This is a genomic window from Methylobacterium sp. 77, assembly GCF_000372825.1.
In the GTDB taxonomy this organism is placed as follows: domain Bacteria; phylum Pseudomonadota; class Alphaproteobacteria; order Rhizobiales; family Beijerinckiaceae; genus Methylobacterium.
Genome location: NZ_KB910516.1, coordinates 2979918 through 3003665, shown reverse-complemented (window position 1 = coordinate 3003665; position 23748 = coordinate 2979918). Strand labels below are relative to the sequence as shown.

Here is a 23748-nt window from a genome sequence, read left to right as displayed (position 1 = left end):
AGACCTCATGCCCAGTGTCGCCGACATCCTGATCCCGCTCGCGCTCGACAACGCCTACAGCTACGCCGTGCCCGCCGGCATGATCCTGGCCCCCGGCGACGTGGTGCAGGTGCCGCTCGGGCCGCGCGAGACGGTGGGCGTGGTCTGGCAGGTGACGGAGAGCGCCGGCGGGTCGAATCTGCGGCCGGTGACGGGCCGGATCGAGGCGCCACCCCTGTCCGATCCGCTGCGCGAGCTGGTCGATTGGCTCGCCCGCTACACCCTGGCGCCGAAGGGCTCGGCCCTGGCCATGGCCCTGCGCCTGCCCGACGAGGCCGCCCGCACCGAGACCTCGCGCGTCGGCGTGCGTGGATCGGGCAAACCGCCCTCCCGGCCGACACCGGCGCGGATGAAGGTGCTCGCCGTCGCCGAGGATGGCGCGATGCGCGGCAAGAGCGCGCTCGCCAAGGAGGCGGGCGTCTCGCTCAGCGTCGTGGACGGCCTGATCGACGACGGGGCCCTGGAAGCCGTGGCCCTGGCGCCCGAGCCGGTGGCGCTCCCGCCCGATCCCGATCACGAGCGCGTCCCCCTGTCGGAGGCGCAGGGCGAGGCGGCGCGGCACCTCATCGGTCTCGCCTTTCCCTCGGGCTCGGGCAAGGCCCCAACGATCCTGCTCGAAGGCGTGACCGGCTCGGGCAAGACGGAGGTCTATTTCGAGGCGGTGGCCGAATGCGTCCGGCGCGGGCGACAGGCGCTCATCCTGATGCCGGAAATCGCCTTGACGGCGCAGTTCCTCGACCGGTTCGCCGAGCGCTTCGGCACCCGCCCGGCGACCTGGCATTCGGGCATCGGTGCGAGGCGGCGCGAGCGCCTGCGCGCCGGGGTGGCGGCGGGCGAGGTCGCGGTGGTGGTCGGCGCCCGCTCGGCCCTGTTCCTGCCCTTCCGCGCTCTCGGCCTCGTCGTGGTCGATGAGGAGCACGAGGCCGCCTACAAGCAGGAGGACGGCGTCCATTACCACGCCCGCGACATGGCGGTGGTGCGCGGAAAGCTCGAGAACTGCCCGGTGGTGCTGGCCTCGGCGACGCCCTCGATCGAGACCAAGGTCAATGCCGAGCGCCACCGCTACAGCCACATCGTCCTGCCCGAGCGCTTCGGCGGACGGCGGCTGCCGGACATCCACGCCATCGACATGCGCCGCGACAAACCGGAGAAGGGCCGCTTCATCGCGCCGCCGCTGGTGAACGCCGTCCGCGCCACGATCGAGTCCGGCGATCAGGCTTTGCTGTTCCTCAACCGGCGGGGCTATGCGCCGCTCACCCTCTGCCGCGCCTGCGGCCATCGCTACCAGTGCCGCAACTGCTCGACCTGGCTGGTGGAGCACCGCTTCCGCAAGGCGCTGGTCTGCCACCAATGCGGCTATACCGAGCGCCGGCCGGAGGCCTGCACCGAATGCGGCACGTTCGACAACCTCACGCCGTGCGGGCCGGGAGTCGAGCGCATCGCCGAGGAGGTGGCCGAGCTGTTTCCCGACAAGCGCGTCGTCGTGCTCTCGTCCGACTTTCCCGGCGGGGCCGAGCGCCTGCGGGCGGAGCTGCAGAGCGTGGCGGACGGGGAATGCGACATCGTCATCGGCACGCAGCTCGTCGCCAAGGGCCACAACTTCCCGCACCTGACGCTCGTCGGGGTGCTCGACGCCGATATCGGCCTCACCTCCGGCGATCCCCGCGCGGCCGAGCGCACCTTCCAGCTTCTGCAGCAGGTGACCGGCCGCGCCGGGCGTGGCGAGAAGCCGGGCCGTGCCCTGGTCCAGACCTACCAGCCGGACCATCCGGTGATCGCCGCGCTCCTGTCGGGAGACGCGACGCGGTTCTACGAGGAGGAGATCGCCGGGCGCGAGGCGGCGAACCTGCCGCCGTTCGGGCGGCTCGCCGCCCTCATCGTCTCGGCCAACGACCGCGAGACCGCCGAGGCGCATGGGCAGGCCCTGGCGCGGGCCGCCGATCCGCCCGACGGCGTGATGGTGCTGGGGCCGGCGGAAGCGCCCCTCGCGCTGATCCGCGGGCGCTACCGTTTCCGCCTGCTGGTGAAGACCGACCGCGCCGTCGATCTCCAGTCCTACCTGCGCGACTGGCTGAAGCGGGGACCGAAGGTTCGCGGCAACGTGAAGGTCGCCATCGACGTCGACCCCCAGAGTTTCCTATAATCCTGGCCTGACGTTCGCTTGGTGCGTTCGCCCCGAGGATCGGCGACCCAACTTTAGGAGTGCTGCACGTGCTGACCTACACCAAGAAGCCGGATTCGACCGTCGCTGAAATCGTCGTGGACGGGCAGATCACCGATGAAGACATGAACACCGTCATCGCCGCCATGCAGGCCGACCTCGACAAGGGCGGCAAGCTCAAGCTGCTGGAGGACGTGCGCGAGTTCAAGGGCATGGAGCCCGCCGCCTTCTTCAAGGACGTGCGCTTCGGCCTCGCCATGATGAAGGGCGTCAGCCACGTCGCCCTGGTGACGGACGCTTCCTGGCTGCGCATGATCGCCGACACGTTCGGCAAGGTCTCGCCGGCCACGATCAAGACCTTCGACCGCGCCCATATCGACGAGGCCCGGACCTGGCTCCAGGCAGCCTGAAAAAGGCCTGCCTGAAAACTACTCGGCCTGGGCGGTGCGCGTGGTCTGACGCCGCGCCGTCCAGCGGCCCGAGCAGAGCGGGGACACCTTCCAGGTGCCGCTGCCGGAGCGGGCATCGAGCCGGCCGGACGCCGCGCCGCTGGCGCTCCCGTTCGAGACGTTGAGGCCCACGGTTCCATCCGCGCCGACGCGGCCGGTCATTGTCGCTCGCTCGGCCGATGAGACGAGCCGGACCTGCCCGTCCTGAACCGAGACCGAGTAGCTGTAACGGCTGTCGCAGATGCCGCTCTCGGTGACGAGTTCCACCGACCAGGCGCCGTTGAAATTGCCGGCCTCGCGCCCGATCGCCGGCTGAAGATGAGCCGACGACAATCCGGCTCCGAGCACCAGCACAGACACGAGTTTCGACATGTTTCCCCCTGGATTGACGATAGGCCACAGCATCCCGTGGGCAGCCTCGCGGCGCTCGTGGAAGGAATCGCAGGATCTGTGAATTCGTAGATTCTACAGATAACGGCGACTCAGGGCAAATGTGTGGCGTCTGCCAAGCTAAGCTTCGCCGTTCGGGCTTGGGAATAATGTCGATGGCCCGGATAAACTGTCCGTTTACAGGGCGAGACCGGGTTGAGCCCGACCCGACGCGCAAACTATAGCCAGGCCGATATCGGATCGACGCGCGACGCGCGGATTTTATTCAGCAGGGCGACGGGCATCACCGATCGAAATAAGCCTGCAACGCGTCACGGTCGCGCGTCACCGGCAGGGCGAGCAGGGCCAGGACGCGCGCCTTGTCCGGCGTCAGGTCGTCGGCGAAGACGGCGCCCGCCGCCTTCAGCGTGCTGCCGCCGCCGGGAAAGCCGTAGACGGGGAGCGCACGGCCGTTCTCGAGCTTGGTGGCGACGATGACGCTCACGCCCCCGGCGATGGCGCTCTCGATCGCGGCGAGAAGCGCGGCGTTGACGTTGCCCATGCCGAGGGCGGCCACCACGATCCCGTCGACGCCGCTCTCGGCGGCGTGGCGGATCTGGCCGCCATCGGCGCCGGCATACATCGCGACGATGGCGACTGTGGCGAGCCGCTCGGGCAGCGGCAGGGTCTGCCGGCGAAGAGGCGCGCGGCGGAGCACCACGCGGTCCTCGTCGATGGTGCCGAGATAGCCGGTCTCGCCCGAATGGAAGGTCTCGACGTTGTGGGTGTGGGTCTTCCTCACCTCGCGCGCGGCGTTGATCGCGTGGTTGAGCGTCACCGTGACGCCGAGCGAGGCGGCGCCGGGCGTCAGGATCTGGCGCACCGCGCCGAGGAGGTTGCGGGCGCCGTCACTGTCGGGATCGGAGGCGTTGCGCTGCGCGCCGATGACCACGACCGGCTTGTCGCTGCGCAGCGTCAGGTCGAGGAAATAGGCGGTGGTGTCGAGGGTGTCGGTCCCGTGCAGGACCACCACGCCCGCGATCCCGGGATCGGCGAGCAATCCCTCGATCGTGCGCGTGAGCGAGGGCCACAGATCCGGCCCCATCTCCGCACTCGGAATGTTCGAGAATTCCGTGACCGCGATGCGGGCGAGCATGTCCAGGCCCGGCGCGGCGGCGACGAGGTCGGCGCCGGACAAAGCCGGCACCGGCGCATGCGTCACCGGGTCGATCGTCATGGCGATGGTGCCGCCGGTGGCGACGACCGCGACCGTCGGGAGGGCGATGTCCGTCACGGGTCGCCTCAATCGTTGAGGGGCCGCGCTTCCTCGGGCAGCATGATCGGGATGCCGTCCCGGATCGGGTAGGCGAGCTTGGCCGAGCGGCTGATCAGCTCCTGGCGAGCGAAATCGTATTCGAGCGACTGCTTGGTCAGGGGGCAGACCAGGAGTTCGAGGAGCTTGGGGTCGACGCGCGTGGCTTCCACGGCGTTGGGGATCTCGTCTGCCATCGTGCTTTGTCCTCGGGTCTGCGAATTCACTGCAGGGTCGGCTCGGACCCCGATCCGCGCACCAACTCCATCTCGGTCACCGCAATCAAGACCTCGGCGCGAGTCTTGAGGTCGAGAGCCTCCAGCATCGCCTGTTTTTCCCGTGAACCGAACGGGCTCATCATGCAGAGCGCATTGACCAGGGCCTCGTTCGGCGCCTCTTCGATGCCGGCCCAATCGACCTTGAGATCGTTGACCTCGACGAAATCCCTGAGCGCCTTGAGCACGCCCTCGCGGTCCACCGCCTCTTCGCCGGCGCGAGGCTCGAAATCACTGAGGAAATCGTCGTAGGAGACCTGGCAGCGACGGTAGCGGGTGGTGGTGGCGAGTTCGCCCTCGACGCGGAACCGGGTGATTCCGGTGAGCGAGATCAGGTAGCGCCCGTCGCCGGTCTCGGCGAATTGCGTGATCCGCCCGAGGCAGCCGACACGGAACAGCTTTGGCGTCATCGGCGAGGAGCCGCTCTCCACGTCGGGTTGGATCATGCCGATGACGCGGTCGGTCTTCAGGGCGTCGTCCACCATGGCGAGGTAGCGCGGCTCGAAGATGTTCAGCGGCATCTGTCCGCGGGGCAGCAGCAGCGCGCCGGGCAGAGGGAAGACGGGGATGACGCCGGGGCAGTCGCCCGGTCCCTTGTAGCCCGAATGGGTGCTCATCGCGTCTCTCCGCCCTGGCGCCGGTCCGTCACGCGAAGACCAACGTCGACAATCGCCGCCGGCCGCGAATCGAGGCTTTGTCCATCAGGCCCCAAGCCTCGAAGAAGGTCAGGAGCTGCTTGCGCGCCGCGCCGTCGTTCCAGGTCTTGTCGCGACGCTCGATCTCGATCAGCTCGTCCACCGCCTCGTCGCGCTTGCCGAGACCGTTGAGTCCGAGCGCGAAGTCGAAACGGGCCTGGAAATCGGCCGGGTCGGCGGCGATGCGCTTCTGGAACACGCCGAGATCGCCGAGGGACGCCGCCTGTTCGGCGAGTTCCACCGCCGCGCGGATGCCGACGAGCGCCGGGTCCGCGGCCCGTTCGGGCGGCACCATGTCGAGGATCTGGCGCGCATTGGCGACTTCACCGGCATCGAGCTGGATCTTGGCGAGGGCCGCCAGCGCGACGAGGTTTCCGGGCTCCTCTCCGAGCACGGCGGCATAGAGTTCGGACGCCCCGGCCAGATCGCCCTCGCCGAGCGCGGCCTCGGCCTCGGCCATCATCGCCTCGACCGGCGTCGGGCCGGCGGGGCCGGTGAGCCGGCCGATGAACTCCTTGATCTCGCTCTCGGGCAGCGCGCCGACGAAACCGTCGACGGGACGGCCCTTGTCGATGGCGATGACGGCGGGGATCGATTGCAGGCCGAGCTGCTGGCTGATCTGGCTCCAGATCGCCGGATTCTCGTCAATATTCACCTTGGCGAGGAGGACGCCGCCCTTGGCGGCCGTCACGATCTTCTCCAGCAGGGGCGTCATCTGCTTGCAGGGGCCGCACCACGACGCCCAGAAATCCACCAGCACGGGCTGCGTCATGGAGGCGGTGATCACCTCCTCGCGGAACGTGGCGGTGGTGACATCCTTGATGAGGGTCTCGGGACCGCCGGCGGGGCTCACCCCGGCGGTGGAAACGTCGTTCAGCATGCCATCCTCAACTCTAGTCTAGCGGCCGGATCGTCGGCACATCGGCTGGTCTGGCCGATCAAATGTATCCGTGCCCTAGATGGGCGCGAAGTCGCGGTGAGACCAGACTGCCCGCCAGCCTATTCCACGTCGGCATGGCGGCCCGGACGAAGGGTCGCCGTCAGGGCTTCGGTGCGCTGGGCGGCGTCTTCGCATCGGTCACGAACCTCGCCTCGTAGCGCCCCTTGGCGGCATTCGCCTCGCAGGTGATCGCCGTCTTGCCGTCGGACGGTGTGCTGAAGCTGCACGACCCGACGGCCACGAGCGGTCCCCGGACCACGCCGTCGTCGGTCTTCTCGCTCGGCACCACGAGATTGATCGGCTGGAGCGCGTCGGTCTCCTCGGTGCGCTCCTGCTGGGCCCCGCTTCCGCTGAAGCTCAAGCCGCGCCCGTCCCAGGCCGAGAAGTCGAAGCTCGCCCGGTTGCGGGACACGGTGTTCAGCATCGTGCCCTTGCAGTTCTGGGTGACGTCCAGCCCCGCGATGATCAGCTTCTCGCAGGTGCCTTCGAGCGTGATCGCGGTCTGCGCCGAGGCCGGACCGGGCGCCGCGAGCATGGCCAGTGCGAACGGAAGGCCGAGAGCGCTCGAGCGAAGGGCGGTCGGGATGAGAGAGGATCGTGTCGTCATAGCGCAGATGTATGGCCGCCATCCGATCTGTCGAGGGCCGATCGCGTCGAACATCGTCATCTCACGCTCCGAAGCGCAGGGCGCGGTCGTTGGGGGCATCGAGATCGATCTCGGGACCTTTCGGCACGATGCCGGTCGGATTGATGGTCGGATGGCTCTCGTAATAATGGCGCTTGATATGGGTGAGGTTCACCGTGCCGGCGACGCCCGGAAGCGCGTAGAGATCGCGGAGATAGTGCGACAGGTTCGGGTAATCCGCGATCCGGCGCAGGTTGCACTTGAAATGGCCGACATAGACCGGATCGAACCGCACCAGAGTCGTGAACAGGCGGATATCGGCCTCCGTGAGCGCCGGCCCGCAGAGGTAGCGCGCCCGGCCGAGCCGCTCGTCGAGGGAATCGAGCTCGGCGAACAGGGCGTCGAAGGCGTCCTCGTAGGCCTCCTGCGTGGTCGCGAAACCGGCCTTGTACACACCGTTATTGACGGCGTCGTAGACCCGCGCATTCACCGCGTCGATCTCGTCGCGCAAGGCCGCCGGGTAGAGGTCGGGACCGGTCCCACCGAAGGCATCGTTGAGCATGCGGATGATTTCGGAGGATTCGTTGGAGACGATGGTGCGGCGCTGCATGTCCCACAAGATCGGCACCGTGACCCGGCCGGTGAAGTCCGGCACGGCCGCGAGATAGACTTCGTAGAGCCGGCTCGCTCCGTTGACCGTGTCGGGCGTGGTGCCGGGGGTGTCGCCGAAGACCCAGCCCTCCGGACCCATCAGGGGATCGACCACCGAGACGCCGATCGCCCGATCCAGCCCCTTCAGGGCGCGCACGATGAGGGCGCGGTGAGCCCAGGGGCAGGCCAGCGACACGTAGAGATGATAGCGCCCGGCCTCGCCCGGGAACCCGCCTTCGCCGGACGGGCCGGGCTCGCCGTCGGCGGTGACCCAGTTGCGGAACTTCGCCTCGGTCCGCTTGAAGCGACCACCGGTCTCCTCGGTGTCGTACCATTTGTCCTGCCACGTGCCGTCGACCAACAGGCCCATCCGCGAACCCTCCCTTCGTGCTCCGCTACCCAGATGGGCCACGCATCTCGGCAGAGAAGGGTCGGACGACTGGATTGCAACCCGTCCCGCTCCATCTGGCGACGATGACCGAATCCTCTCATGCCCCGACACCCGATCCCCTGATCGTCACCCTCGAGATGGACCCGGCGACCTTCGCGCATTTCGACGGCCTGAGGCGCCGGCATTTCCCGGAAAAACTCAACCACATTCCGGCCCATGCCACCCTGTTCCACCATCTGCCGGGAGGTGAGGAGGACAGCGTCGCCGCGACCCTCGCCGAACTGAACGCGGCCGAGGAGCCGGTCGCGGTCGAGGTGACCGGCCTTCGCTTCCTGGGGCGCGGCGTCGCTTACACCCTGGCTTCCGACACGCTCGCGCGCATCCGGGGCAGCATCGCCCGGCGCTACGACGATGCGCTCACGGCACAGGACCGGCAGGGCTGGAAGCCGCACGTCACGATCCAGAACAAGGTCTCGCCCGAGGTCGCCCGCAGCCTGCATCATGCGCTGGATCTGGATTTCGAGCCGTTCCGTTTCACCGCGACGGGCCTCCTGCTCTGGCGCTACCTCGGTGGACCGTGGCAACAGCGGGGACGCTTCGCTTTCGGGCGGGGCCGATGATCGAGGGACGACGACCGGATGACGAAGACAGCAGCATGAAGGCGCCGCTCCCGACCTATCTCGACCATCCGCTGTTCAGCCGGGCCACCGCGCTCTGGATCCGCCTTCGCCTCAATGAGGTCGGTCCCCTCATGGCGCTGCTCGGTGTGAGCTTCCTCGGCTACGCTTTCTTCTACCTCGCCGACGAGGTCGGGGAGGGCTCCACGGCGGCGCTCGACCGCAAGATCCTGCTGTCCCTGCGCAACCCGGCCGACCTGTCGGACCCGATCGGGCCGCGCTGGCTGGAAGAGACCATGCGCGACATCACCGGCCTGGGGAGCGTCTTCACCATCACCTTCGTGACCTTGAGCGCGGTCGCCTATCTCGCGCTGACCCGGCGGCACCGGATCGCGCTCTTCGTCCTCGGCGCCATCGGCGGCGGGCTGCTCGTCTCCACCGTGCTCAAGATGTTCTACCACCGGCCCCGGCCGGACCTCGTGCCCCACGGGATGGACGTGTTCACCGCGAGCTTCCCCAGCGGCCACGCCATGATGTCGGCCATCGCCTACCTGACCCTGGCGACGCTGCTGGCCCGCGTCGATCCGAACCGGTCGGTGAAGGTGCTGGTCCTCGTCCTCGGGGTCGGGATGACCCTCCTCGTCGGGGCGAGCCGGATCTATCTCGGCGTCCACTGGCCGAGCGACGTCCTCGCCGGCTGGTGCATCGGCGCGGCCTGGGCCTCCCTGTGCTGGTTCGTGGCCCTCATCCTCCAGCGCAAGGGAGAGGTCGAAGCCCCCGATCCGCCGCCGGGTTGACGCCATTCCCGGCTTTCGGCGCCCGAACCGCCGCTTGCCGCATTGCGGGCCGTCGATCCCCTGACCTATGGTCCGGCCGATGAACCCTCCCGTGCCCGAATCCGATCTCGACCTGCCGTACCGGCCCTGCGTCGGGATCATGCTGATCGCCCCATCGGGACGGGTCTTCGTCGGCCGTCGCCGCAGCGAGGCGGGGCCGGAACACGTGGATGGCGAGCTCGCCTGGCAGATGCCGCAGGGCGGGATCGACGATGGCGAGGATCCTCTCGCCGCCGCCCTTCGTGAACTGCACGAGGAAACCAACGTCTCGCCCGGCTCGGTCACGCTCCTCGGTGAGATCCCCGGCTGGCTCGCCTACGACCTGCCGCCAGCCGTGCTGAAACAGGCCTGGAAGGGACGCTATCGCGGGCAGACGCAGAAGTGGTTCGCCTTCGGCCTCGTCGGGGCCGAGGACGAGATCGACGTCCTCTCGCCGGGCGGCGGCCTGCACAAATCGGAATTCGACGCCTGGCGCTGGGAGCCGATGGCCGGGCTGCCGGATCTCATCGTGCCGTTCAAGCAGCCGGTCTACGAGGCTGTGGTCGCGGCATTCGCAGGGCTCGCCGGTTGGAGCGAGCAGGCGCAGAGGGCAGTCAGATCGCGATGATGCGATTGTGGTGGATTCCCATTTCCCTGATGCTCGCGTGGTTCACCTACACGCTGACGCCGTTCTGGATGCTCTACGATCTCGCAAGGGCGGTGCAGGCGCGGGACGTCGGCTATGTCGAGCGGCACGTCAATTTCCGCACCTTGCGCCAATCGATGATCCGGCAGGCCGCGTCTGCCGCCACCCAGACGCGCGGTGAGCCCGGCGAGGAGGTCGAGGTCCCGAAGGACCGCCAGCGACTGGTCGAGGCGGCAGCCGCCCTGGCCGAGCCGCTCGCCGAATCTCTGGTGACGGCACGGTCGGTCATCGATCTCCTCGACGACGGCATTCCGCAATCCCTCGACCTCGCCCCGCTCGCGGCCAATGCCCCCGGTTCGACGGCCGAGCCGGTCGGTGCCGCATCCGGGCTGAGGATCGAGACGATCACCCGGCTGATCCCCTATTACTTCGCGTCCGAGATGCGCGGCTTTCGCACCGTCGTCATCGCCGTGCCTCCCGAAGCGCCGCGAGCCCAGCAATTTCGGCTTCGACTTCGCCTGCGCGGATGGTCGTGGCGGCTGGTCGAGATCGAGCTGACGAGCGACTTGCGCGCTCGCATCGCCAGCAAGGCCGCCCGCTCGCGCAATCGCTCGGACCAGGGTCAGGAAAGCGCACCGGCCTTTCCGTCGGCACCGGCCGCGCGATAGGGCGCCGGTCTCCGAAGCCAGGCGCCGCGCGTCGAAAAGGCCGCCCCGGAGCGAGGTTTGGGATCCGGCGGCGAGTCCTCAATGCACCGTATCGGCGCTCTTCGTCTCGGGGATCTTGCGGTTGGTGAAGCGCGCATTGCCGAGGCCGGTGCCGATGGTGAGCACGCCCCAGCGCGTCACGCCGGTCATGTCCGACATGGCCGAGAGGCCCTGCACCACGGCGTCGTTGTGCATCAGCACCATGGTGTCGTGATCGCCGATGGCGGGGATGGCCTCGACCAGCCGCTCCGCGAGGTTGAAGCGGCTGCTCTCCCAATTGCCCGGCAGGTTCTGGCCGCCGCGTTCGATGGTTCCGTCCGCCGCGATCACGCCCGGGCATCCGACACCGATGAAGGGCGCGAGCTTGAGGCGTGAGCGCTCCGCCCGCGTGATCAGGTCGTTGAGCATGGCGATGAGGCGGTCGACCGCTTCGTCCCGGCTCGGGGCCGGGTCCTCGTCGCGGTGGCGCCAGAGTTCCGAGCGCCAGATCTCGGCGCGCGACAGGTCCGACGCCTTCTTCAGGTTCGTGGAGACCACGCCGGCCCTGATGTTGCTGCCGCCGATATCCACGGCGAGCAGGCTGTCGTAGCCGGAGAAGATCCAGGACGGGGCGAGGTGGACGGCGCCGATCAGGCCGGCCTCGTCGGGATGGTGGCGGATCGGTTCGAGGTTCAGGTTGAGCCCGCCGGCGCGGAGGATCACGCTGGCCCGGTCGATGGCGAGCCGTCCCGCGAGGCTGTCGCTGAAGCCGCCGCCCACGACGATGCTCTGCGTGTCGCGCCAGCCCTTCTGGCGCAGGAAGCGCCGGACGACGGTGGCGAGTTCCTGCGCGAACTCCTCGATCGCGCCGAAGACCACGCCGGCCGCCAGCGGCGGGCCGTCGATCAGGAAATCATCGAGGCGGCGCTTGCTGAAATCGCGGCTGCCCTTGCTGCCGAGCGGATCGGGGCCGAGCTTGCGCAGCTTCTCGCGCCAATCTTCCACGAGATCGCGGAAGGCGGCTTTCGATACCCGGTCGCCGACGAAGCCTTCGCCGTTCTTCAGCTCGATATTGTAATCGTCGAGGACGACCGAGGGCAGGTCGTTCGCCGCGTGAACCAGGCTCGATCCGCGCGTTGCCGTATCTGTGCCCATGCTCGATCGACCATTTCAGAAGGAGTGAAGTGCGGGACGGTCGGGCGCAGAGATGGATGCCCGACCGTCTCGTTCGATGGCGCCCGCGATACGGGCATCCCTGTGGCAAGCGCCGAGCTTGCCGAGCGTTCCGCCCGTCGGGACGGTGATTACTTCGACTTGGCGGCGGGCGCCACGGGGGAGGGAGCCTCGGTGGCCGGTGCCTTCGGCTGGCGGGCCTCCATCAGGTCCTCCGCCTTTTCCTCGTCGGTATCGCCACTGCGCTCGATCGCCTTATCCGGGTTCGCCGCCAGCGTCTTGATGATCGTGACGAGGCGCTCGCATTCGGGCTCGTACTGGTAGGTCTCCAGGATGATCGCGGCGTCGCGCAGGGTGCGCAGATCGCGCACGGCCTGCTTGTTGGCGCTCTCGCGCAGCTCGGACTTGCCGGCGATGGCCTCTTCGAGCTTCGCCCCCTTCACGTCGCAGGCCGCCTTGGCATTCCCCGTCGTGTAGGCGCTGAGCGTGGTGCAGAAGAGAACGAGGGCGGTGGCGAGCAGGGTACGCATCGGGGGAGAGGCTCCGGGAGGGGGCGGGCGCGACGATGCGCTCAGGCGTAGTGGGGAAAGCGGCGCAGGAGACCGTTGGCGAGCGCGATGAGCTGGCTCGGGCGATAGGGCTTCGGCACGAAGATTGATTCAGCAACCGCGTCCGCCTGCGAAAGGCTCCCGCGTCCGCCGGACGTGTAGATGACCGGCAGGTTCGGGCGCAGGCGGCGCGCCCTGCGTGCCAGGGCGAGGCCGTTGGTGTTGCGGGCCAAATCGATATCGGTGAAGAGCAAATCGACGCGCTCCCGCGCCAGGATGTCCTCGGCTTCCTCGGCATCCGCAGCGCTGAGGACGCGATAGCCTTCGTCGATGAGGGCTTCGACGGCCAGTTCGCACACCATGGATTCATCCTCCACCACGAGGACGGTTTCGGCTCCGCGGAGGGAGGAGAATTTCGGCAACGCAAGGGCAGCGCAAGCGAAAGGGATCATGACGCAACTCCAACTCACCCGGCCTGGGACGACCATCCCGACGCCGGATCGTCACACCAACGGGTGCTACGGGTCGGATGTTCGCCCCCGTTCATTCGAATTGCGCGGACTTGGTAAGCAATGCCTTAACCCTGTCGGGCCGGCCTCTTCCGTCGCGGGACGGATCGGGGCGGACAAGGCTTCTCGCGCTGTCACGGGCCGGACGCGGTCATGAGTCGGACCCTGCCATGAGCCGGACTTTGTCATGAGCCGGCCCCCATCATCAGCCGGACCTGGCATCTCGGCTTCGGCCTCATCCTCACGGCGCTCGCCGGCTATGTCGACGCCCTCGGGTTCATCCGGCTCTGCGGCCTCTACACCTCGTTCATGAGCGGCAACACGACCCAGTTCGCCGTGGCGCTCGGGCACGACACCCCCCTCGTCGCCATCCTGCCGGGCCTCCTGATCCTCGCCCTCGCCATGGGGGCGCAGAACGCCGTGCTCGCCCATGTCCAGGGGTTCCGGGCCGGCACGACCTTCGTCACGGGAGCGCTGTTCAGCGTCGGCCAGAAGCTCGCTTCGGCCCTGGCGGGGCGAGGCCGCGCTTCGGCTGGGTCGGCGACAGCCTGGTCTGGCTCTCGCTGCTGTTCGGCTCCCACACCGGAACAGTCGCCTATAGCCGCGTCGCGTTGTATGCCCTCGCCATTCCCGCCGGCATCGCCGGCTGTCTCGCCCTGGTCGCGACGGTGATGACGGTGCTGAGATCGGCGCCGGACGCCGTGGCCGCGTCCTGAGAGGTTTCCGCCGATGAGCGCCAGCGCTCCCTCACTTGCCGACCACGTCGTACCGCTGGATGCCGGAGCCCATGTCTCCGGTGCCGTCTGGCTGAAGGAGGTCCTGGCCCTGGCCCTCGGCGATGGTGCCGTGCTGCTGATCGGCCCCGAATCGACGCGGCGCGTCGACGCCCATCCCGATGGCGCCATCCTCGTCGCGGCGTCCGACGGAAAGCGGATCGTGACGGGGGGCGACGACGGACGCATCGTGGCGACGGCGGCGAACGGAGACAGGACCGAGGTCGCCGCCGCCAAGGGCGGGGCCTGGATCGACGCCCTGGCGCTCCATCCCGATGGCGGGCTCGCCTATGCCGCCGGCCGCAACGTCATCGCCCGCGACGCGAAAGGCCGGGAGAAAATCTTCGCCGCTCCCTCGACGGCCCGTGGCCTCGCCTTCGCACCCAAGGGCTACCGCCTCGCGGTGGCGCATTACAACGGCGCCACGCTCTGGTACCCGAATCTCGAGACCGCGCCCGATTTCGTGGAGTGGAAGGGCTCGCATATCGACGTGTCGTGGTCGCCGGACGGACGCTTCGTCGTGACCACGATGCAGGAGAACGCGCTCCACGGCTGGCGCCTCCAGCCCGATCGCGGCCACATGCGGATGTCGGGCTATCCCGGCAAGGTCCGCTCGGTGAGCTGGTCCGGGGACGGCAACTGGCTCGCCACCGGCGGGGCGGAGGCGGCCATCATCTGGCCCTTCGATTCGAAGGAAGGCCCCACCGGCAAGGCGCCGCGCGAATGCGGCATCCGTCCGGCCCGGGTCTCGCGCGTCGCGTTCCACCCCAAGGCCCTGGTCCTCGCCATCGGCTACGAGGATGGCTGCATCCTGCTCGTGCGCTTCGTCGACGCTTCGGAACTCCTGGTCCGGCCCGCCACCAAGGGCGGTGCGATCTCGGCCCTTGCCTGGGACGGGCGCGGCGGCCGGCTCGCCTTCGGCTGTGCCGACGGCATGGCGGGCATCCTGACCTTGCCGGGTTGAGGCCGGGCGATGGTCTTCCTCGGATTGGGACGCCGGCGCGGGCCGGCCGACGACGATGCGCGGCGCCGGGTCGAGGACTGGGTCCGTGCCCGCGTCGAACCGGACGCCGTGGTGAAGGTCAACGAGATCCTGTGCCCCGACCCCGCCTGTCCCGGCCTGGAGACGATCATCCTGGTCATGCGGCCCGGCCGGAAGACACAAGCCGCGAAGGTGGCGAAGCCCTTGCCCGAGGTGACTCAGGCCGAGGTCGAACAGGCCCTGAGTGAGCTGGACCTGGGCGATCCGGCTTGACCGTTGGGGAACCGCCATGCGGCTCGCCCTTTTGTCTGACGGCCTCATGAGGAATGAACCGTGCTGCGTGTGATCCGGACCCTTGGCCTCGCTCTCGGCATCCTCGGCGGCATCGTCGCCGCGCAGGGGCCGGAATTTGCCCAGCAATACGCCCAGCGCCTCGGCGGCACCCTCGACGAGCTGCGACGCTCCCTCGCCACGCTCGATGCCGATGCGGCCGCGACAGGAACCAACCGCGAGGGCGCGGTGGATCGCCTCCGCAGCAACGGCGATGCCCTGGTCGCGCGGCGCGGTGAATCGGCCCGCGCCGATATCGAGCGCCTGAAGCATCTCGATGCGCAGAGGCAGGCCCTCGCCGAGGCGGGAGGCCCGATGGGCCGTTTTGCGGCACTGCTGCGCGACCCCGACATGGCGCTGGCCCGCGCCACCTACCAGGATTACATCCCCGCCGTCCCGGCGAGCGCGGACGGAATCATCGCCGGCCTCCTCGGCTTCCTCGCGACCTGGGCGGGCTGGCGGGTGATGATCGATGCCGGCCGGAGGCTGACCCCGCGCCGACGGCAACCGAACGTCACCTGATGCACGCGGCGGAGGAGGCACAGGTGTTGCACGACATCTACAGCGCGCGTCCGCTCCCTGCACTACGACTCCATCGGTAGCGCACGGACGGTCTCGTGGCGCCGTTCAACGGCTACAATCGCAGCATGGCCCGTGCGTCCACGTCCAGACCTTCCGTCGACCCGGCCCTCGATGCGGCGGCCCTCCTGCGCCGCGTCGGCTTCTTCGGGCTGTTCGTCGTGCTCCCCGTCTCCGCGCAGGTGGCCCGCCGCGCCACGGTGATCCTCGCTCCCATCGCGATCGCGCTCCTCGTCATCGCCAGCGCGATCGACGGAAAACAACGGCCGCTCCGGGCCACGGCCACGCGTCTCGTGACCTCGACCGCGTTCCTCGCCGGCGGGCTGGTCATCGTCTGGTCCGCCCTCTCCCTCGTCTGGACACCGTTTCTCGGTCAGGCGACCGAGCGCCTGCTGAACCTCGTCGCCACGATCCTGATGACGCTGGCCGCCTATCTCGCGCTGCCGGACCGGATGCGCTCGGCCAACCTCTATCTCCTGCCGCTCGGCGTGATCGCCGCCGCGATCGTCTCGATCCTGTTCGGGCTGTTCGGCGACACACTCCTGCGTAACATGCCCGAGGACCAGAGTTCGGTCGATCGCGGGCTGACGCTCCTCGCCCTGCTGGTCTGGCCCTCCGTCGCATGGCTACGCTCGCGCGGCCGCGACATGGAGGCGCTCGGAACCGCGATCCTCGTGGCCATCGCCCTCTCGATCTCGCCCAACATGACCCAGATCCTGGCCCTGGCGGCCGGCGCATTGGTGTTCCTGTTCGCCACCTACCGTCCCCTCGTCGCAATCCGCTCCGTTGCCCTGGTCTGCGCCGGCCTGCTGGTGACCGCGCCGTTCCTGCCGTTCATCGCCCGGCCCATCGGCATCGTCGCCTTCGGCCCGACGGCGCCCGGCGTGCTCACGATCAAGGCGTGGCAGAAGGTTGTGACCACGGAGCCGGTCCGGCTCGTCACCGGGCACGGGTTCGAGACCGCCTTGCGCGGCCGATTCGTGAACCTGCTGCCCAACAATGCTCCGACCACGATGCTGTTCGAACTCTGGTACGAACTCGGGATCGTCGGCGCCTTGGCCGCCGCCTTCGCCCTCCACGCGGCGATCCGGCATAGCGGACGCGGGGCGACCGCGACGGTTCCGGGCGCGATCGTGCCCGGCGCGATGGCGGCCTTCGCCAGCGCCTTCACCATCGCCTGTATCGGGGTCGGACTGACGGTGATCTGGTGGATCACGACGCTCACCATCACGGTGCTCGTCTTCATCGCCGTCGAGCGCGGCCAGTTCCGCACGCGGCGCCCGAAGGCCAGCCTGCTCAGGCCGCGCGCCGCGAGCCCCAGTCCCGCGAACGACGACTGACGTCGGGCGCGTTGCGGATCAGCTGTCCGCAGCCGCCTCGATCGCGGCCATGTCGTCGTCGGACAGGCCCATATGGTGCCCGATCTCGTGGACGAGGACGTGGCTGACGAGATGGCCGAGACTCTCCTCGTGCTCCGCCCAATAGTCGAGGAGCGGCCTGCGGTAGAGCCAGACCCGGTTGTGCATCTGACCGGTCACCGTCTCGCCGCCCTGCGCGAGTCCGATCCCCCGGAACAGGCCGAGCAGGTCGAACTCGGTCTCGCAGTCCATGTCCCGCAGCGTCGCGTCGTCGGGAAAATCCTCCACATGGATCGTCACGCCGTCGCAGAGGGCGCGAAACCGGGCCGGCAGACGGGCCAATGCGTCGCGCGCCAGGATCTCCACGTCGTCGAGGGAGGGCGCGCGGATCTCCGACCAGTCCTGAACCGGATCGCTCATCCGACGGCCGGAAGGACGCGTTCGCTGAGGAAGGCAGCGAGATCGTTGGTGATGTGGTCGATATGCGGCTCCTTCACCGCCTCCTGCTCGAACGCCTCGCGGAACGGATCGATAATGCGGGGCACGACCAGCACCGTCGCCATCCCGATCTCGTGGGGCACGACGAGGTTGCGGGCGATGTCCTCGAACAGGGCCGCGCGGTGCGGGTCGACCGCGTGCCGATCGAGGAAGCGCTCATAGGTCGAGCGCTCGGGTTTCGGGACGAAGTCGGCGGCGGCGATGTCGAACACGTCCTCGAAATGGTCGAGGATGCCGAGCTTGGCGGCCACGTTCTCGGCATGGCGCCGAGAGCCGTTGGTGAGGATCAGCTTGCGGCCCGGCAGCTTCTCGATGGCATCGCCGAGCGCCGCGTCGAGGCGGATCGCGGAATGGTCGATGTCGTGGGCGAAGTCGAGGAAGTGGTAGGGGTCGACCTTCTCCTCCACCATCAGAGCCTTCAGCGTGGTGCCGTAGCGATGGTAGAAATACTTCTGCAGCGCCCGCGCCGAGAGCCCGTCGAGCCCGTAGAGTTGCATGACGAACAGGGTGATCCGCTCGTCGACCTGCGGCCAGACTCGGGCGTCGCTCGGATAGAGCGTGTTGTCGAGGTCGAACACCCAGGTGTCGACACGGGAGAAGCCGCGGGATCCGGCGCTGGTGAGGTGGCTTTCGCCGGGAAGAAACAAAGCGGTTGAACGGGGTTCGAGGCGATCGGAGCGGTAAGGTATCGCGGATGGAGCCCAAGATTACGATGAAATTGTGCCCCGCGAAAGGAAGCTCGGCCATTCGTTCCGACCATATGGCAGATCAATCATTCACGCTCTTTCCTGCCCGGCGAAATCAGCCGAGGCAGCGTCTTTTCTGAATCGGTAGGAATATCGCAACGCGCGCCAGCCTAACCTGACCTCCGAAGCTTTCGATTTGCGGCGTCGAGCACGACCGACTGCAGGACCGTTAGCCTCGACATGGCCCTCTGGATGGTGCGACGTGCAAGATCAGGCACAGGACCAAAGCGACGAACCCCTCAGCGCCGTCGGCTGCGATGTCGTGCACCTGATCGACGGTGGTCCCGAGCCTCACCTCGATGCCGTGTGCCGCACCGCGGCGGCCCTGTTCCGGGTCCCCATCGTTCTCGTGCCGCTCATCGATGCCGAATCCCTGCGTCTGAAGGCCAGGCTCGGGGTCGAGGGGCCGCCGCCGAGCCGGGACGATGCCTTCTGCAAGCACACCATGGCCGGCTCGCCGGACGAGCCGATGGTGGTCCACGACCTCCGCGCCGATCCGCGCTTCGCCCACAACCCGCTGGTGCAGGGCCCGCTCCAGGCCCGTTTCTATGCGGGCGTCCCGCTCGCCCTCCGTCCCGGACAGAACATCGGCACGCTATGCCTGATCGATACCGTTCCGCGTCCCGATTTCGGGGAGGAGCAGGTCGCCCAGCTCCATGACCTCGCCCTGGTCGTGACCGCGCATCTGCACCTTCATGAAGCCAATGCGGAGCGCGAGGCCGAGCTGCGGGAGCGCCAGCGCGTGGAGGCCGTTCTGGCCGGCCGCGAAGCCCGCCTCGCCGCGGCGCTGGAAACGCAGCGCATGGCCGAGGAGATCGCGGGTTTCGGGCATTGGCGGATCGACATCGCCGGACGGCGCATCGAGTGGTCGGAGGGCATGGCGCGGGTCTATGGCCGCGCCCCCGCCGATCTCTCCCGCATCCCCCTCGACGAGCATCTGACCTTCTATCATCCCCAGGACCGGGATCGCGTCCGCTGGCATCTCGACGATGCCGTGGCGGTCTCGGGGGCCTTCGCGCGCGACGATTACGAGCATCGCTCGCGCATCCTCCGCCCCGGCGGGGAATGCCGCACCGTCGCCGAACGCGGCATCATCGAGCGTGACGCCAGCGGGGCCGTGCGCGCGATCTCCGGCATCTGCCTCGACGTCACCGAACTCGCCCGCTCGGACCAGCACCTTCGCGAGACGACGGACCTCCTGCGCATCACGCTGGAGAGTATCGACGAGGGCCTCGTCATGGTCGATGCGGATGACCGGATCCGGGTCCATAACGAGCGCCTGCACCTTCTCCTCGACCTGCCGCAAGGCATGCTCCACGACGGCGCTCCCTTCGAGGAGGTCCGTCATTACATCGCCGAACGGGACGGCTCGCTGCCGGAGACCCTCGACAGGCGCAGGCGCGATCACGGTGAGGCCGGCGCGGCGGGCGAGCATCTGCCCCTCAACGACACCATCCTCGAACTCTTCGGCGTCCCGCTGGCCGACGGCAGCATCGTCTACACCTTCGCGGACGTGACCGCCCGGCAGATGGCCGAGCGCTCCATGCGCGAGAGCGAGGCGTCCTACCGGCTCCTCGCCGACTTTCTTCCCCAGATGCTCTGGATCACGGACGAGCAGGAAAGGACGACCTACTCGAACCGTCATTTCGAACGGTATTACGGTCAGAATCCCGGCACCTTCGAGGAGCGGTTGGCGTTCTTTCACCCGGATGACAATGCGCGCCTTCGCGGCGCGGTGTGTGACGGCCATCGCGATCGAAAGGACTTCGACTTCGAGATCCGCATCCGCCGCGCCGATGGCGTGTACCGCTGGCACAAGGTCAACAAGCGCCCGCTCAGGCTCGTCGACGGGCAGCACGGCTGGCTCGGCACGGCCCTCGATATCGACGACATCATCACCGCGAGGATGGAGCTGGAACGCACCAGCGCTCTCCTGCGCCTCGCCCAGGACGCGGCGGAAGCGGGGGTCTGGGAATGGGACGTGGCCACCGGCCGGGTCTGGCAATCTCCCGAGAGCGCCAGGATGCAGGGATTGCCGTTCGACGAAGCGAATGCGGCCGCCGGATTGTCGATGAGCATGGCGGAATGGGAACGGAACGTTCCCGAGGACGATCTCGTGCGGGTTCGCGCGGAGGGCGTTCGCGCCATCACCACGCGCACCAACCACCGGGTCGAGTTTCGCGGGATCCACCCCAGAACGGGCGAATGCCGCTGGTTCCAGGGGTTCGGCCGCGCCGTCCTCGATCCGCAGACCGGGGAGGTCTGCCGCTTCGTCGGCATGAACCTCGACATCACGGCGCGAAAGGAATCGGACCAGCGGATCGCCCATCTCGCCTGCCACGACGCCCTGACCGGGTTGCCCAACCGGGCGTTTTTCCACGACCGTCTCGAACAGGTCCTCGCGTCGGTGCGGAGCGGCAAGGGCGCGACGGCGGTGCTCTGCCTCGATCTCGATCGGTTCAAGGCGATCAACGACTCCCTCGGACATCTGGCGGGGGACACGCTGCTGCAGGTGGTCGCCGAACGCCTCGGCACGGTGCTGGGTCCGCGCGATGTCGTATCCCGCCTCGGAGGCGACGAATTCGGCATCATCCTCGTCGATCTCCGCGAGATCGACGAGGCCGTCACCGTCGCGCGCAAGGCGATCGACGCGATCGCGCAGCCGATCAAGCTGAACGGACATCTGGCCAATATCGGGATCAGCATCGGCATCGCGCATGCCCCGGTGGACGGGCTGGAGGCCGATCCTCTCCTGCGGCACGCCGATCTCGCGCTGTATCGGGCGAAGGCCGCGGGCCGCAACACCCTGCGCGTCTACGAGGCCAGCATGGATGCGGCGATCGAGGAACGCCTCCAGATCGAATTCGAACTGCGCCAGGCCGTGCTGAATCGCGACCTCAGCTTGCATTACCAACCCGTGGTCGACCTCGCGACCGACACGGTGAGCGGCTTCGAGGCGCTCATGCGCTGGTCGCATCCCACCCGCGGCATGATCCCGCCCTCGACATTCATCGAGATCGCCGAGGAGACCGGGTTGATCGTCGAACTCGGTAACTGGGCCCTGCGGGAGGCCTGCCGCGAGGCCGCGTCATGGCCGCAGCCCGCACGGATCGCGGTCAACGTGTCGGCGATGCAGTTCCGCGAGCCGGGCCTCGAGCAATCCGTGATCATGGCCCTGTCCGCATCGGGGCTCGCCGCCGACCGGCTCGAACTGGAGATCACCGAGAGCGTGCTGATCCAGGATACCGAGGCGGTGATCATCTCGCTTCACCGCCTGCGCTATCTCGGCGTCCGCATCGCCCTCGACGATTTCGGGACGGGATACTCGTCCCTGAGCTACCTGCGGCAGTTCCCGTTCGACAAGATCAAGATCGACCGCTCCTTCATCCGCGAGATCGCCGATGCCGACACGGCGGCCATCGTGCGCTCCATCGTCGGGCTCGGCGAGCGTCGCGGGACGACGATCACCGCGGAAGGCGTGGAGACCCGGGCGCAACTCGATCTGGTGCGGGCGGAGGGGTGCAACGAGGTCCAGGGCTTCTACTTCAGCAAGCCCGTTCCGGCACGGGACCTGCCGGGCATCTTCACCCGCCTGTCACGCGCCGAGAGAGCGGCCTGACGCGAGGAGGCGGGGACCGGCTCGCCGCCTCACCCGGCGATGCGTTCGAGATATCCCGGCGCGAACCGCAGGCCGAGGGGAAGGGTCGAGACCGGCGGCGGGGTCCGGATGCATTCGTCGAGGAAGCTCATCGTATCCCCGATGATGGCTTCCGAGAAAGGCTTGGCGATGACCGCTGCCGCGCCGGCGAAATCGTCGCGGAAGCGGCTGGCATTGGCCGTCAGGAAGATCAGCGTCATCGCGGGCTCGTCCGCCAGATCCTTCGCGACGTCGAGACCGGAGGAGCCTCCCTTCAACTGCAGATCGATGAAGACGATGTCGGGCCGTGTCCGCCGGGCCACCGCGATGGCATCGCTGGCGGATACCGCCGTCCCCACGACCTGATGTCCCGCTTCTTCGAGCAGGATTTCGAGCTGCATCACGATCAGTGCTTCGTCCTCGACGATGACGATCCGCAGAGGCTGACTCACGGTGTCTCCCTGTTGCCCATCCCATCGCGGGGCATGCGAATGTCGATCCACGTCCCGGGATTGGCCGGATGCCAAGCGATACTGGCATTCAGCTGGCGCGCAAGGCTTTCGATCAGGCGCTTGCCGAAGGTGCGGTTGCCGATGACTTCGCTCGGCATGCCGACACCGCCATCGATGATGGTGATCCGGATGTCGTCGTCCTCGGGTTTCACCGAGACCGAGAGCCGTCCGCCGCTGTCGTTCGGGAAGGCGTGCTTGAGCGCGTTGGTCAGCAACTCGTTCATAACGAGGGCGACCGGCGGCGCCTGTTCGACGGGGACTTCGACGGAGACGAGGTCGAAATCCAGATCGATTCCCTGTCGCCCGGAGCCGCGCACCAGATCGATGGTGAGTTCTCGCGCGAAGGCCGCGACGTCGAAGCGTTGCACGTCGTTGGATTGATACAGGCGCTTATGCACCGTGCCGAGGGCCTCGACGCGGGTCAGCATGGATTTCAGCGACGCCTTCGCATCGGGATCGGTGATGGTCCGCGTCTGCATGGTGAGCAGGGACGCGATCATCTGGAGGTTGTTCTTGACCCGATGGTCGACCTCGTGGACCAGCATGGTCTTCGCCGCCAGGGCCTCGGTCAGCTCACGCGTCCGCTTCTGCACCTCCCGCTCGAAATGCTCCTTCTCGTTGCGCGTCTGCATGTGCGCGTCGACCCGTTCGGTCACGTCGAGCTGCGAGGCGAAGAAGTAGACCGTCTCGCCCTCCCGGTTGATCACCGGGCTGACGTAGAGGGCGTTCCAGAACTGGGTGCCGTCCTTGCGGTAATTCAGGATGTCGATGGCGATGTCGCGCTCGGAGGCGATCGCATCGCGGATCTGGCGCACGGCGTTGGGATCCGTCTCGCTCCCCTGGAGGAACCGGCAGTTCTGGTTCATGATCTCGGCGCGGCTGTAGCCGGTCATGTTCAGAAAGGCATTGTTGACGAAGACGATAGGATTATCATCCTGTCGCGGATCCGTGATGATCATCGCCATGCGCGTCGCGCGAATAGCCGCCGCGAAGGGGTCGCCCCTGCCGTGCTCGACGCTCAGTCGATCGGTGAGGTGCCAGGCATCGTCCGCTTCCATCTTGCCTTCCTGCGTTACCCGGCACGTCGCGATGCCGGGCCATCTGTCGTCGAAACCGTCCAAGCCCGTCCGCCGCAGCTGAGGGCGCATCGGTTCGCAGGCCGACCCGTTCACCGGGAAGGCCCGTTCGCCGTGACAACCCATCAGGACGCGCGATCGGCGAGCGTGAATGTCGATTTCGGTTGATGACCTTGACATAGGAAGCCTGATCCGTTCGACAAGCTTCAGCTTACGGCACGTCTTCCACCGATCGATCGGCTCCATGGAGAGCCGATGCGGAGGAACGTTCGGGGCGGCGTTGCCGATCCGTCACTGAACGTGCCGACGAGCACTGCCCGGCCGGCCGATGATTGCTCGCGACTGCCCGGAACGGT

General features: G+C 68.0%; 25 protein-coding genes and 1 pseudogene. 12 read left to right on the top strand and 14 right to left on the bottom strand.

Translation table 11 applies throughout. The features are described from left to right. Window positions 1-7: 7 nt before the first annotated feature. Together A3OK_RS0114175 and A3OK_RS0114170 are read left to right on the top strand one after the other, a co-directional pair. Entirely contained in the window at window positions 8-2182 is a 2175-nt protein-coding gene (locus A3OK_RS0114175; protein ID WP_019905548.1) for a primosomal protein N', read from the top strand. A gap of 68 nt (window positions 2183-2250) precedes the next feature. Continuing rightward, window positions 2251-2610, top strand: coding sequence for an STAS/SEC14 domain-containing protein (locus A3OK_RS0114170; RefSeq protein ID WP_026597274.1), 360 nt, complete (start codon window positions 2251-2253; stop codon window positions 2608-2610). Window positions 2611-2628: 18 nt separating this feature from the next. Here A3OK_RS0114170 and A3OK_RS0114165 read toward each other — a convergent pair whose 3' ends face one another. The 7 genes from A3OK_RS0114165 to A3OK_RS0114135 all read right to left on the bottom strand — a co-directional run bounded on the left by A3OK_RS0114165 (window position 2629) and on the right by A3OK_RS0114135 (window position 7886). After that, on the bottom strand, window positions 2629-3021 hold the full coding sequence (locus A3OK_RS0114165) for a hypothetical protein (RefSeq protein ID WP_019905546.1): 393 nt from the start codon (window positions 3019-3021) through the stop codon (window positions 2629-2631). A 301-nt stretch (window positions 3022-3322) separates the two neighbouring features. Next, the gene (locus tag A3OK_RS0114160) at window positions 3323-4312 is read right to left on the bottom strand and encodes an asparaginase (protein ID WP_019905545.1); all 990 of its coding nucleotides are present in this window, start codon (window positions 4310-4312) and stop codon (window positions 3323-3325) included. 8 nt (window positions 4313-4320) lie between these two features. Continuing rightward, complete coding sequence (locus A3OK_RS0114155) at window positions 4321-4527, bottom strand: Trm112 family protein (protein ID WP_019905544.1); 207 nt, start codon at window positions 4525-4527, stop codon at window positions 4321-4323. A gap of 26 nt (window positions 4528-4553) precedes the next feature. Beyond that, window positions 4554-5222: an LON peptidase substrate-binding domain-containing protein gene (locus A3OK_RS0114150; RefSeq protein WP_019905543.1), complete on the bottom strand. Its 669-nt coding sequence runs from the start codon at window positions 5220-5222 to the stop codon at window positions 4554-4556. 28 nt (window positions 5223-5250) lie between these two features. Then, window positions 5251-6180, bottom strand: a complete 930-nt coding sequence (locus tag A3OK_RS0114145; RefSeq protein WP_019905542.1) for a co-chaperone YbbN — start codon at window positions 6178-6180, stop codon at window positions 5251-5253. Between the two features lie 160 nt (window positions 6181-6340). Then, window positions 6341-6775 carry a hypothetical protein gene (locus A3OK_RS0114140; protein WP_051093017.1) on the bottom strand — a complete coding sequence of 145 codons (435 nt, stop codon included), beginning with the start codon at window positions 6773-6775 and terminating at the stop codon, window positions 6341-6343. A gap of 133 nt (window positions 6776-6908) precedes the next feature. Beyond that, on the bottom strand, window positions 6909-7886 hold the full coding sequence (locus A3OK_RS0114135; protein WP_019905540.1) for a glutathione S-transferase family protein: 978 nt from the start codon (window positions 7884-7886) through the stop codon (window positions 6909-6911). A 104-nt stretch (window positions 7887-7990) separates the two neighbouring features. Here A3OK_RS0114135 and A3OK_RS0114130 point away from each other — a divergent pair, with 104 nt between their 5' ends. The 4 genes from A3OK_RS0114130 (at window position 7991) to A3OK_RS0114115 (ending at window position 10653) form a co-directional block, all read left to right on the top strand. After that, window positions 7991-8527 (top strand): 2'-5' RNA ligase family protein, encoded by a 537-nt coding sequence (locus A3OK_RS0114130; RefSeq protein WP_019905539.1) that lies wholly within the window; start codon window positions 7991-7993, stop codon window positions 8525-8527. Between the two features lie 35 nt (window positions 8528-8562). Beyond that, window positions 8563-9321: a phosphatase PAP2 family protein gene (locus A3OK_RS0114125; protein ID WP_019905538.1), complete on the top strand. Its 759-nt coding sequence runs from the start codon at window positions 8563-8565 to the stop codon at window positions 9319-9321. 67 nt (window positions 9322-9388) lie between these two features. Continuing rightward, window positions 9389-9967 (top strand): RNA pyrophosphohydrolase, encoded by a 579-nt coding sequence (locus A3OK_RS0114120; protein WP_019905537.1) that lies wholly within the window; start codon window positions 9389-9391, stop codon window positions 9965-9967. Between the two features lie 29 nt (window positions 9968-9996). Further along, a complete protein-coding gene (locus A3OK_RS0114115) occupies window positions 9997-10653 on the top strand; it encodes a DUF2939 domain-containing protein (RefSeq protein ID WP_019905536.1) in 657 nt (218 codons plus the stop codon). A 78-nt stretch (window positions 10654-10731) separates the two neighbouring features. Here the strand turns inward: A3OK_RS0114115 and A3OK_RS0114110 are convergent, their stop codons facing one another. From A3OK_RS0114110 to A3OK_RS0114100, 3 genes are all read right to left on the bottom strand, one after another. Further along, a complete protein-coding gene (locus A3OK_RS0114110) occupies window positions 10732-11826 on the bottom strand; it encodes an ROK family protein (protein WP_019905535.1) in 1095 nt (364 codons plus the stop codon). A gap of 149 nt (window positions 11827-11975) precedes the next feature. Further along, window positions 11976-12374, bottom strand: a complete 399-nt coding sequence (locus tag A3OK_RS0114105; RefSeq protein ID WP_019905534.1) for a hypothetical protein — start codon at window positions 12372-12374, stop codon at window positions 11976-11978. Window positions 12375-12415: 41 nt separating this feature from the next. Continuing rightward, window positions 12416-12844: a response regulator gene (locus A3OK_RS0114100; RefSeq protein ID WP_026597272.1), complete on the bottom strand. Its 429-nt coding sequence runs from the start codon at window positions 12842-12844 to the stop codon at window positions 12416-12418. Between the two features lie 261 nt (window positions 12845-13105). Between A3OK_RS0114100 and A3OK_RS23615 the strand changes: the two are divergent. The 5 genes and pseudogenes from A3OK_RS23615 (at window position 13106) to A3OK_RS0114070 (ending at window position 16905) form a co-directional block, all read left to right on the top strand. Continuing rightward, a pseudogene (locus A3OK_RS23615) lies at window positions 13106-13617 on the top strand (YoaK family protein). Between the two features lie 13 nt (window positions 13618-13630). Next, on the top strand, window positions 13631-14638 hold the full coding sequence (locus A3OK_RS0114085) for a hypothetical protein (protein WP_019905530.1): 1008 nt from the start codon (window positions 13631-13633) through the stop codon (window positions 14636-14638). Window positions 14639-14647: 9 nt separating this feature from the next. Continuing rightward, complete coding sequence (locus A3OK_RS0114080; RefSeq protein WP_019905529.1) at window positions 14648-14929, top strand: hypothetical protein; 282 nt, start codon at window positions 14648-14650, stop codon at window positions 14927-14929. A 60-nt stretch (window positions 14930-14989) separates the two neighbouring features. After that, window positions 14990-15508 carry a DUF2937 family protein gene (locus A3OK_RS0114075; RefSeq protein WP_019905528.1) on the top strand — a complete coding sequence of 173 codons (519 nt, stop codon included), beginning with the start codon at window positions 14990-14992 and terminating at the stop codon, window positions 15506-15508. A gap of 125 nt (window positions 15509-15633) precedes the next feature. Further along, the gene (locus tag A3OK_RS0114070) at window positions 15634-16905 is read left to right on the top strand and encodes a hypothetical protein (RefSeq protein WP_026597270.1); all 1272 of its coding nucleotides are present in this window, start codon (window positions 15634-15636) and stop codon (window positions 16903-16905) included. Window positions 16906-16923: 18 nt separating this feature from the next. On the opposite strand, the gene A3OK_RS0114065 is transcribed toward A3OK_RS0114070, so the two are convergent. Both A3OK_RS0114065 and A3OK_RS0114060 read right to left on the bottom strand, forming a co-directional pair. Next, window positions 16924-17343: a metallopeptidase family protein gene (locus A3OK_RS0114065; RefSeq protein ID WP_019905526.1), complete on the bottom strand. Its 420-nt coding sequence runs from the start codon at window positions 17341-17343 to the stop codon at window positions 16924-16926. Next, on the bottom strand, window positions 17340-18068 hold the full coding sequence (locus A3OK_RS0114060) for a pyrimidine 5'-nucleotidase (protein ID WP_019905525.1): 729 nt from the start codon (window positions 18066-18068) through the stop codon (window positions 17340-17342). Before A3OK_RS0114060 ends, A3OK_RS0114065 begins: the two co-directional genes overlap by 4 nt. A gap of 301 nt (window positions 18069-18369) precedes the next feature. Here A3OK_RS0114060 and A3OK_RS23330 point away from each other — a divergent pair, with 301 nt between their 5' ends. Then, a complete protein-coding gene (locus tag A3OK_RS23330; protein ID WP_019905524.1) occupies window positions 18370-21786 on the top strand; it encodes an EAL domain-containing protein in 3417 nt (1138 codons plus the stop codon). A 29-nt stretch (window positions 21787-21815) separates the two neighbouring features. Here the strand turns inward: A3OK_RS23330 and A3OK_RS0114050 are convergent, their stop codons facing one another. Both A3OK_RS0114050 and A3OK_RS0114045 read right to left on the bottom strand, forming a co-directional pair. Further along, window positions 21816-22256 carry a response regulator gene (locus A3OK_RS0114050; protein WP_019905523.1) on the bottom strand — a complete coding sequence of 147 codons (441 nt, stop codon included), beginning with the start codon at window positions 22254-22256 and terminating at the stop codon, window positions 21816-21818. Then, on the bottom strand, window positions 22253-23374 hold the full coding sequence (locus A3OK_RS0114045) for a histidine kinase dimerization/phosphoacceptor domain -containing protein (protein ID WP_036302847.1): 1122 nt from the start codon (window positions 23372-23374) through the stop codon (window positions 22253-22255). Before A3OK_RS0114045 ends, A3OK_RS0114050 begins: the two co-directional genes overlap by 4 nt. Window positions 23375-23748 lie beyond the last annotated feature (374 nt).

Excerpts from the sequence above, each read along its gene's own strand:
- A3OK_RS0114175 (WP_019905548.1), top strand. The coding sequence starts at position 8 with ATGCCCAGTGTCGCCGACATCCTGATCCCGCTCGCGCTCGACAACGCC.
- A3OK_RS0114165 (WP_019905546.1), bottom strand. The coding sequence starts at position 3,021 with ATGTCGAAACTCGTGTCTGTGCTGGTGCTCGGAGCCGGATTGTCGTCG.
- A3OK_RS0114155 (WP_019905544.1), bottom strand. The coding sequence starts at position 4,527 with ATGGCAGACGAGATCCCCAACGCCGTGGAAGCCACGCGCGTCGACCCC.
- A3OK_RS0114150 (WP_019905543.1), bottom strand. The coding sequence starts at position 5,222 with ATGAGCACCCATTCGGGCTACAAGGGACCGGGCGACTGCCCCGGCGTC.
- A3OK_RS0114145 (WP_019905542.1), bottom strand. The coding sequence starts at position 6,180 with ATGCTGAACGACGTTTCCACCGCCGGGGTGAGCCCCGCCGGCGGTCCC.
- A3OK_RS0114140 (WP_051093017.1), bottom strand. The coding sequence starts at position 6,775 with ATGCTCGCGGCGCCCGGTCCGGCCTCGGCGCAGACCGCGATCACGCTC.
- A3OK_RS0114135 (WP_019905540.1), bottom strand. The coding sequence starts at position 7,886 with ATGGGCCTGTTGGTCGACGGCACGTGGCAGGACAAATGGTACGACACC.
- A3OK_RS0114130 (WP_019905539.1), top strand. The coding sequence starts at position 7,991 with ATGACCGAATCCTCTCATGCCCCGACACCCGATCCCCTGATCGTCACC.
- A3OK_RS0114125 (WP_019905538.1), top strand. The coding sequence starts at position 8,563 with ATGAAGGCGCCGCTCCCGACCTATCTCGACCATCCGCTGTTCAGCCGG.
- A3OK_RS0114120 (WP_019905537.1), top strand. The coding sequence starts at position 9,389 with ATGGTCCGGCCGATGAACCCTCCCGTGCCCGAATCCGATCTCGACCTG.
- A3OK_RS0114115 (WP_019905536.1), top strand. The coding sequence starts at position 9,997 with ATGCTCGCGTGGTTCACCTACACGCTGACGCCGTTCTGGATGCTCTAC.
- A3OK_RS0114110 (WP_019905535.1), bottom strand. The coding sequence starts at position 11,826 with ATGGGCACAGATACGGCAACGCGCGGATCGAGCCTGGTTCACGCGGCG.
- A3OK_RS0114105 (WP_019905534.1), bottom strand. The coding sequence starts at position 12,374 with ATGCGTACCCTGCTCGCCACCGCCCTCGTTCTCTTCTGCACCACGCTC.
- A3OK_RS0114100 (WP_026597272.1), bottom strand. The coding sequence starts at position 12,844 with ATGATCCCTTTCGCTTGCGCTGCCCTTGCGTTGCCGAAATTCTCCTCC.
- A3OK_RS0114085 (WP_019905530.1), top strand. The coding sequence starts at position 13,631 with ATGAGCGCCAGCGCTCCCTCACTTGCCGACCACGTCGTACCGCTGGAT.
- A3OK_RS0114080 (WP_019905529.1), top strand. The coding sequence starts at position 14,648 with ATGGTCTTCCTCGGATTGGGACGCCGGCGCGGGCCGGCCGACGACGAT.
- A3OK_RS0114070 (WP_026597270.1), top strand. The coding sequence starts at position 15,634 with ATGGCCCGTGCGTCCACGTCCAGACCTTCCGTCGACCCGGCCCTCGAT.
- A3OK_RS0114065 (WP_019905526.1), bottom strand. The coding sequence starts at position 17,343 with ATGAGCGATCCGGTTCAGGACTGGTCGGAGATCCGCGCGCCCTCCCTC.
- A3OK_RS0114045 (WP_036302847.1), bottom strand. The coding sequence starts at position 23,374 with ATGGAAGCGGACGATGCCTGGCACCTCACCGATCGACTGAGCGTCGAG.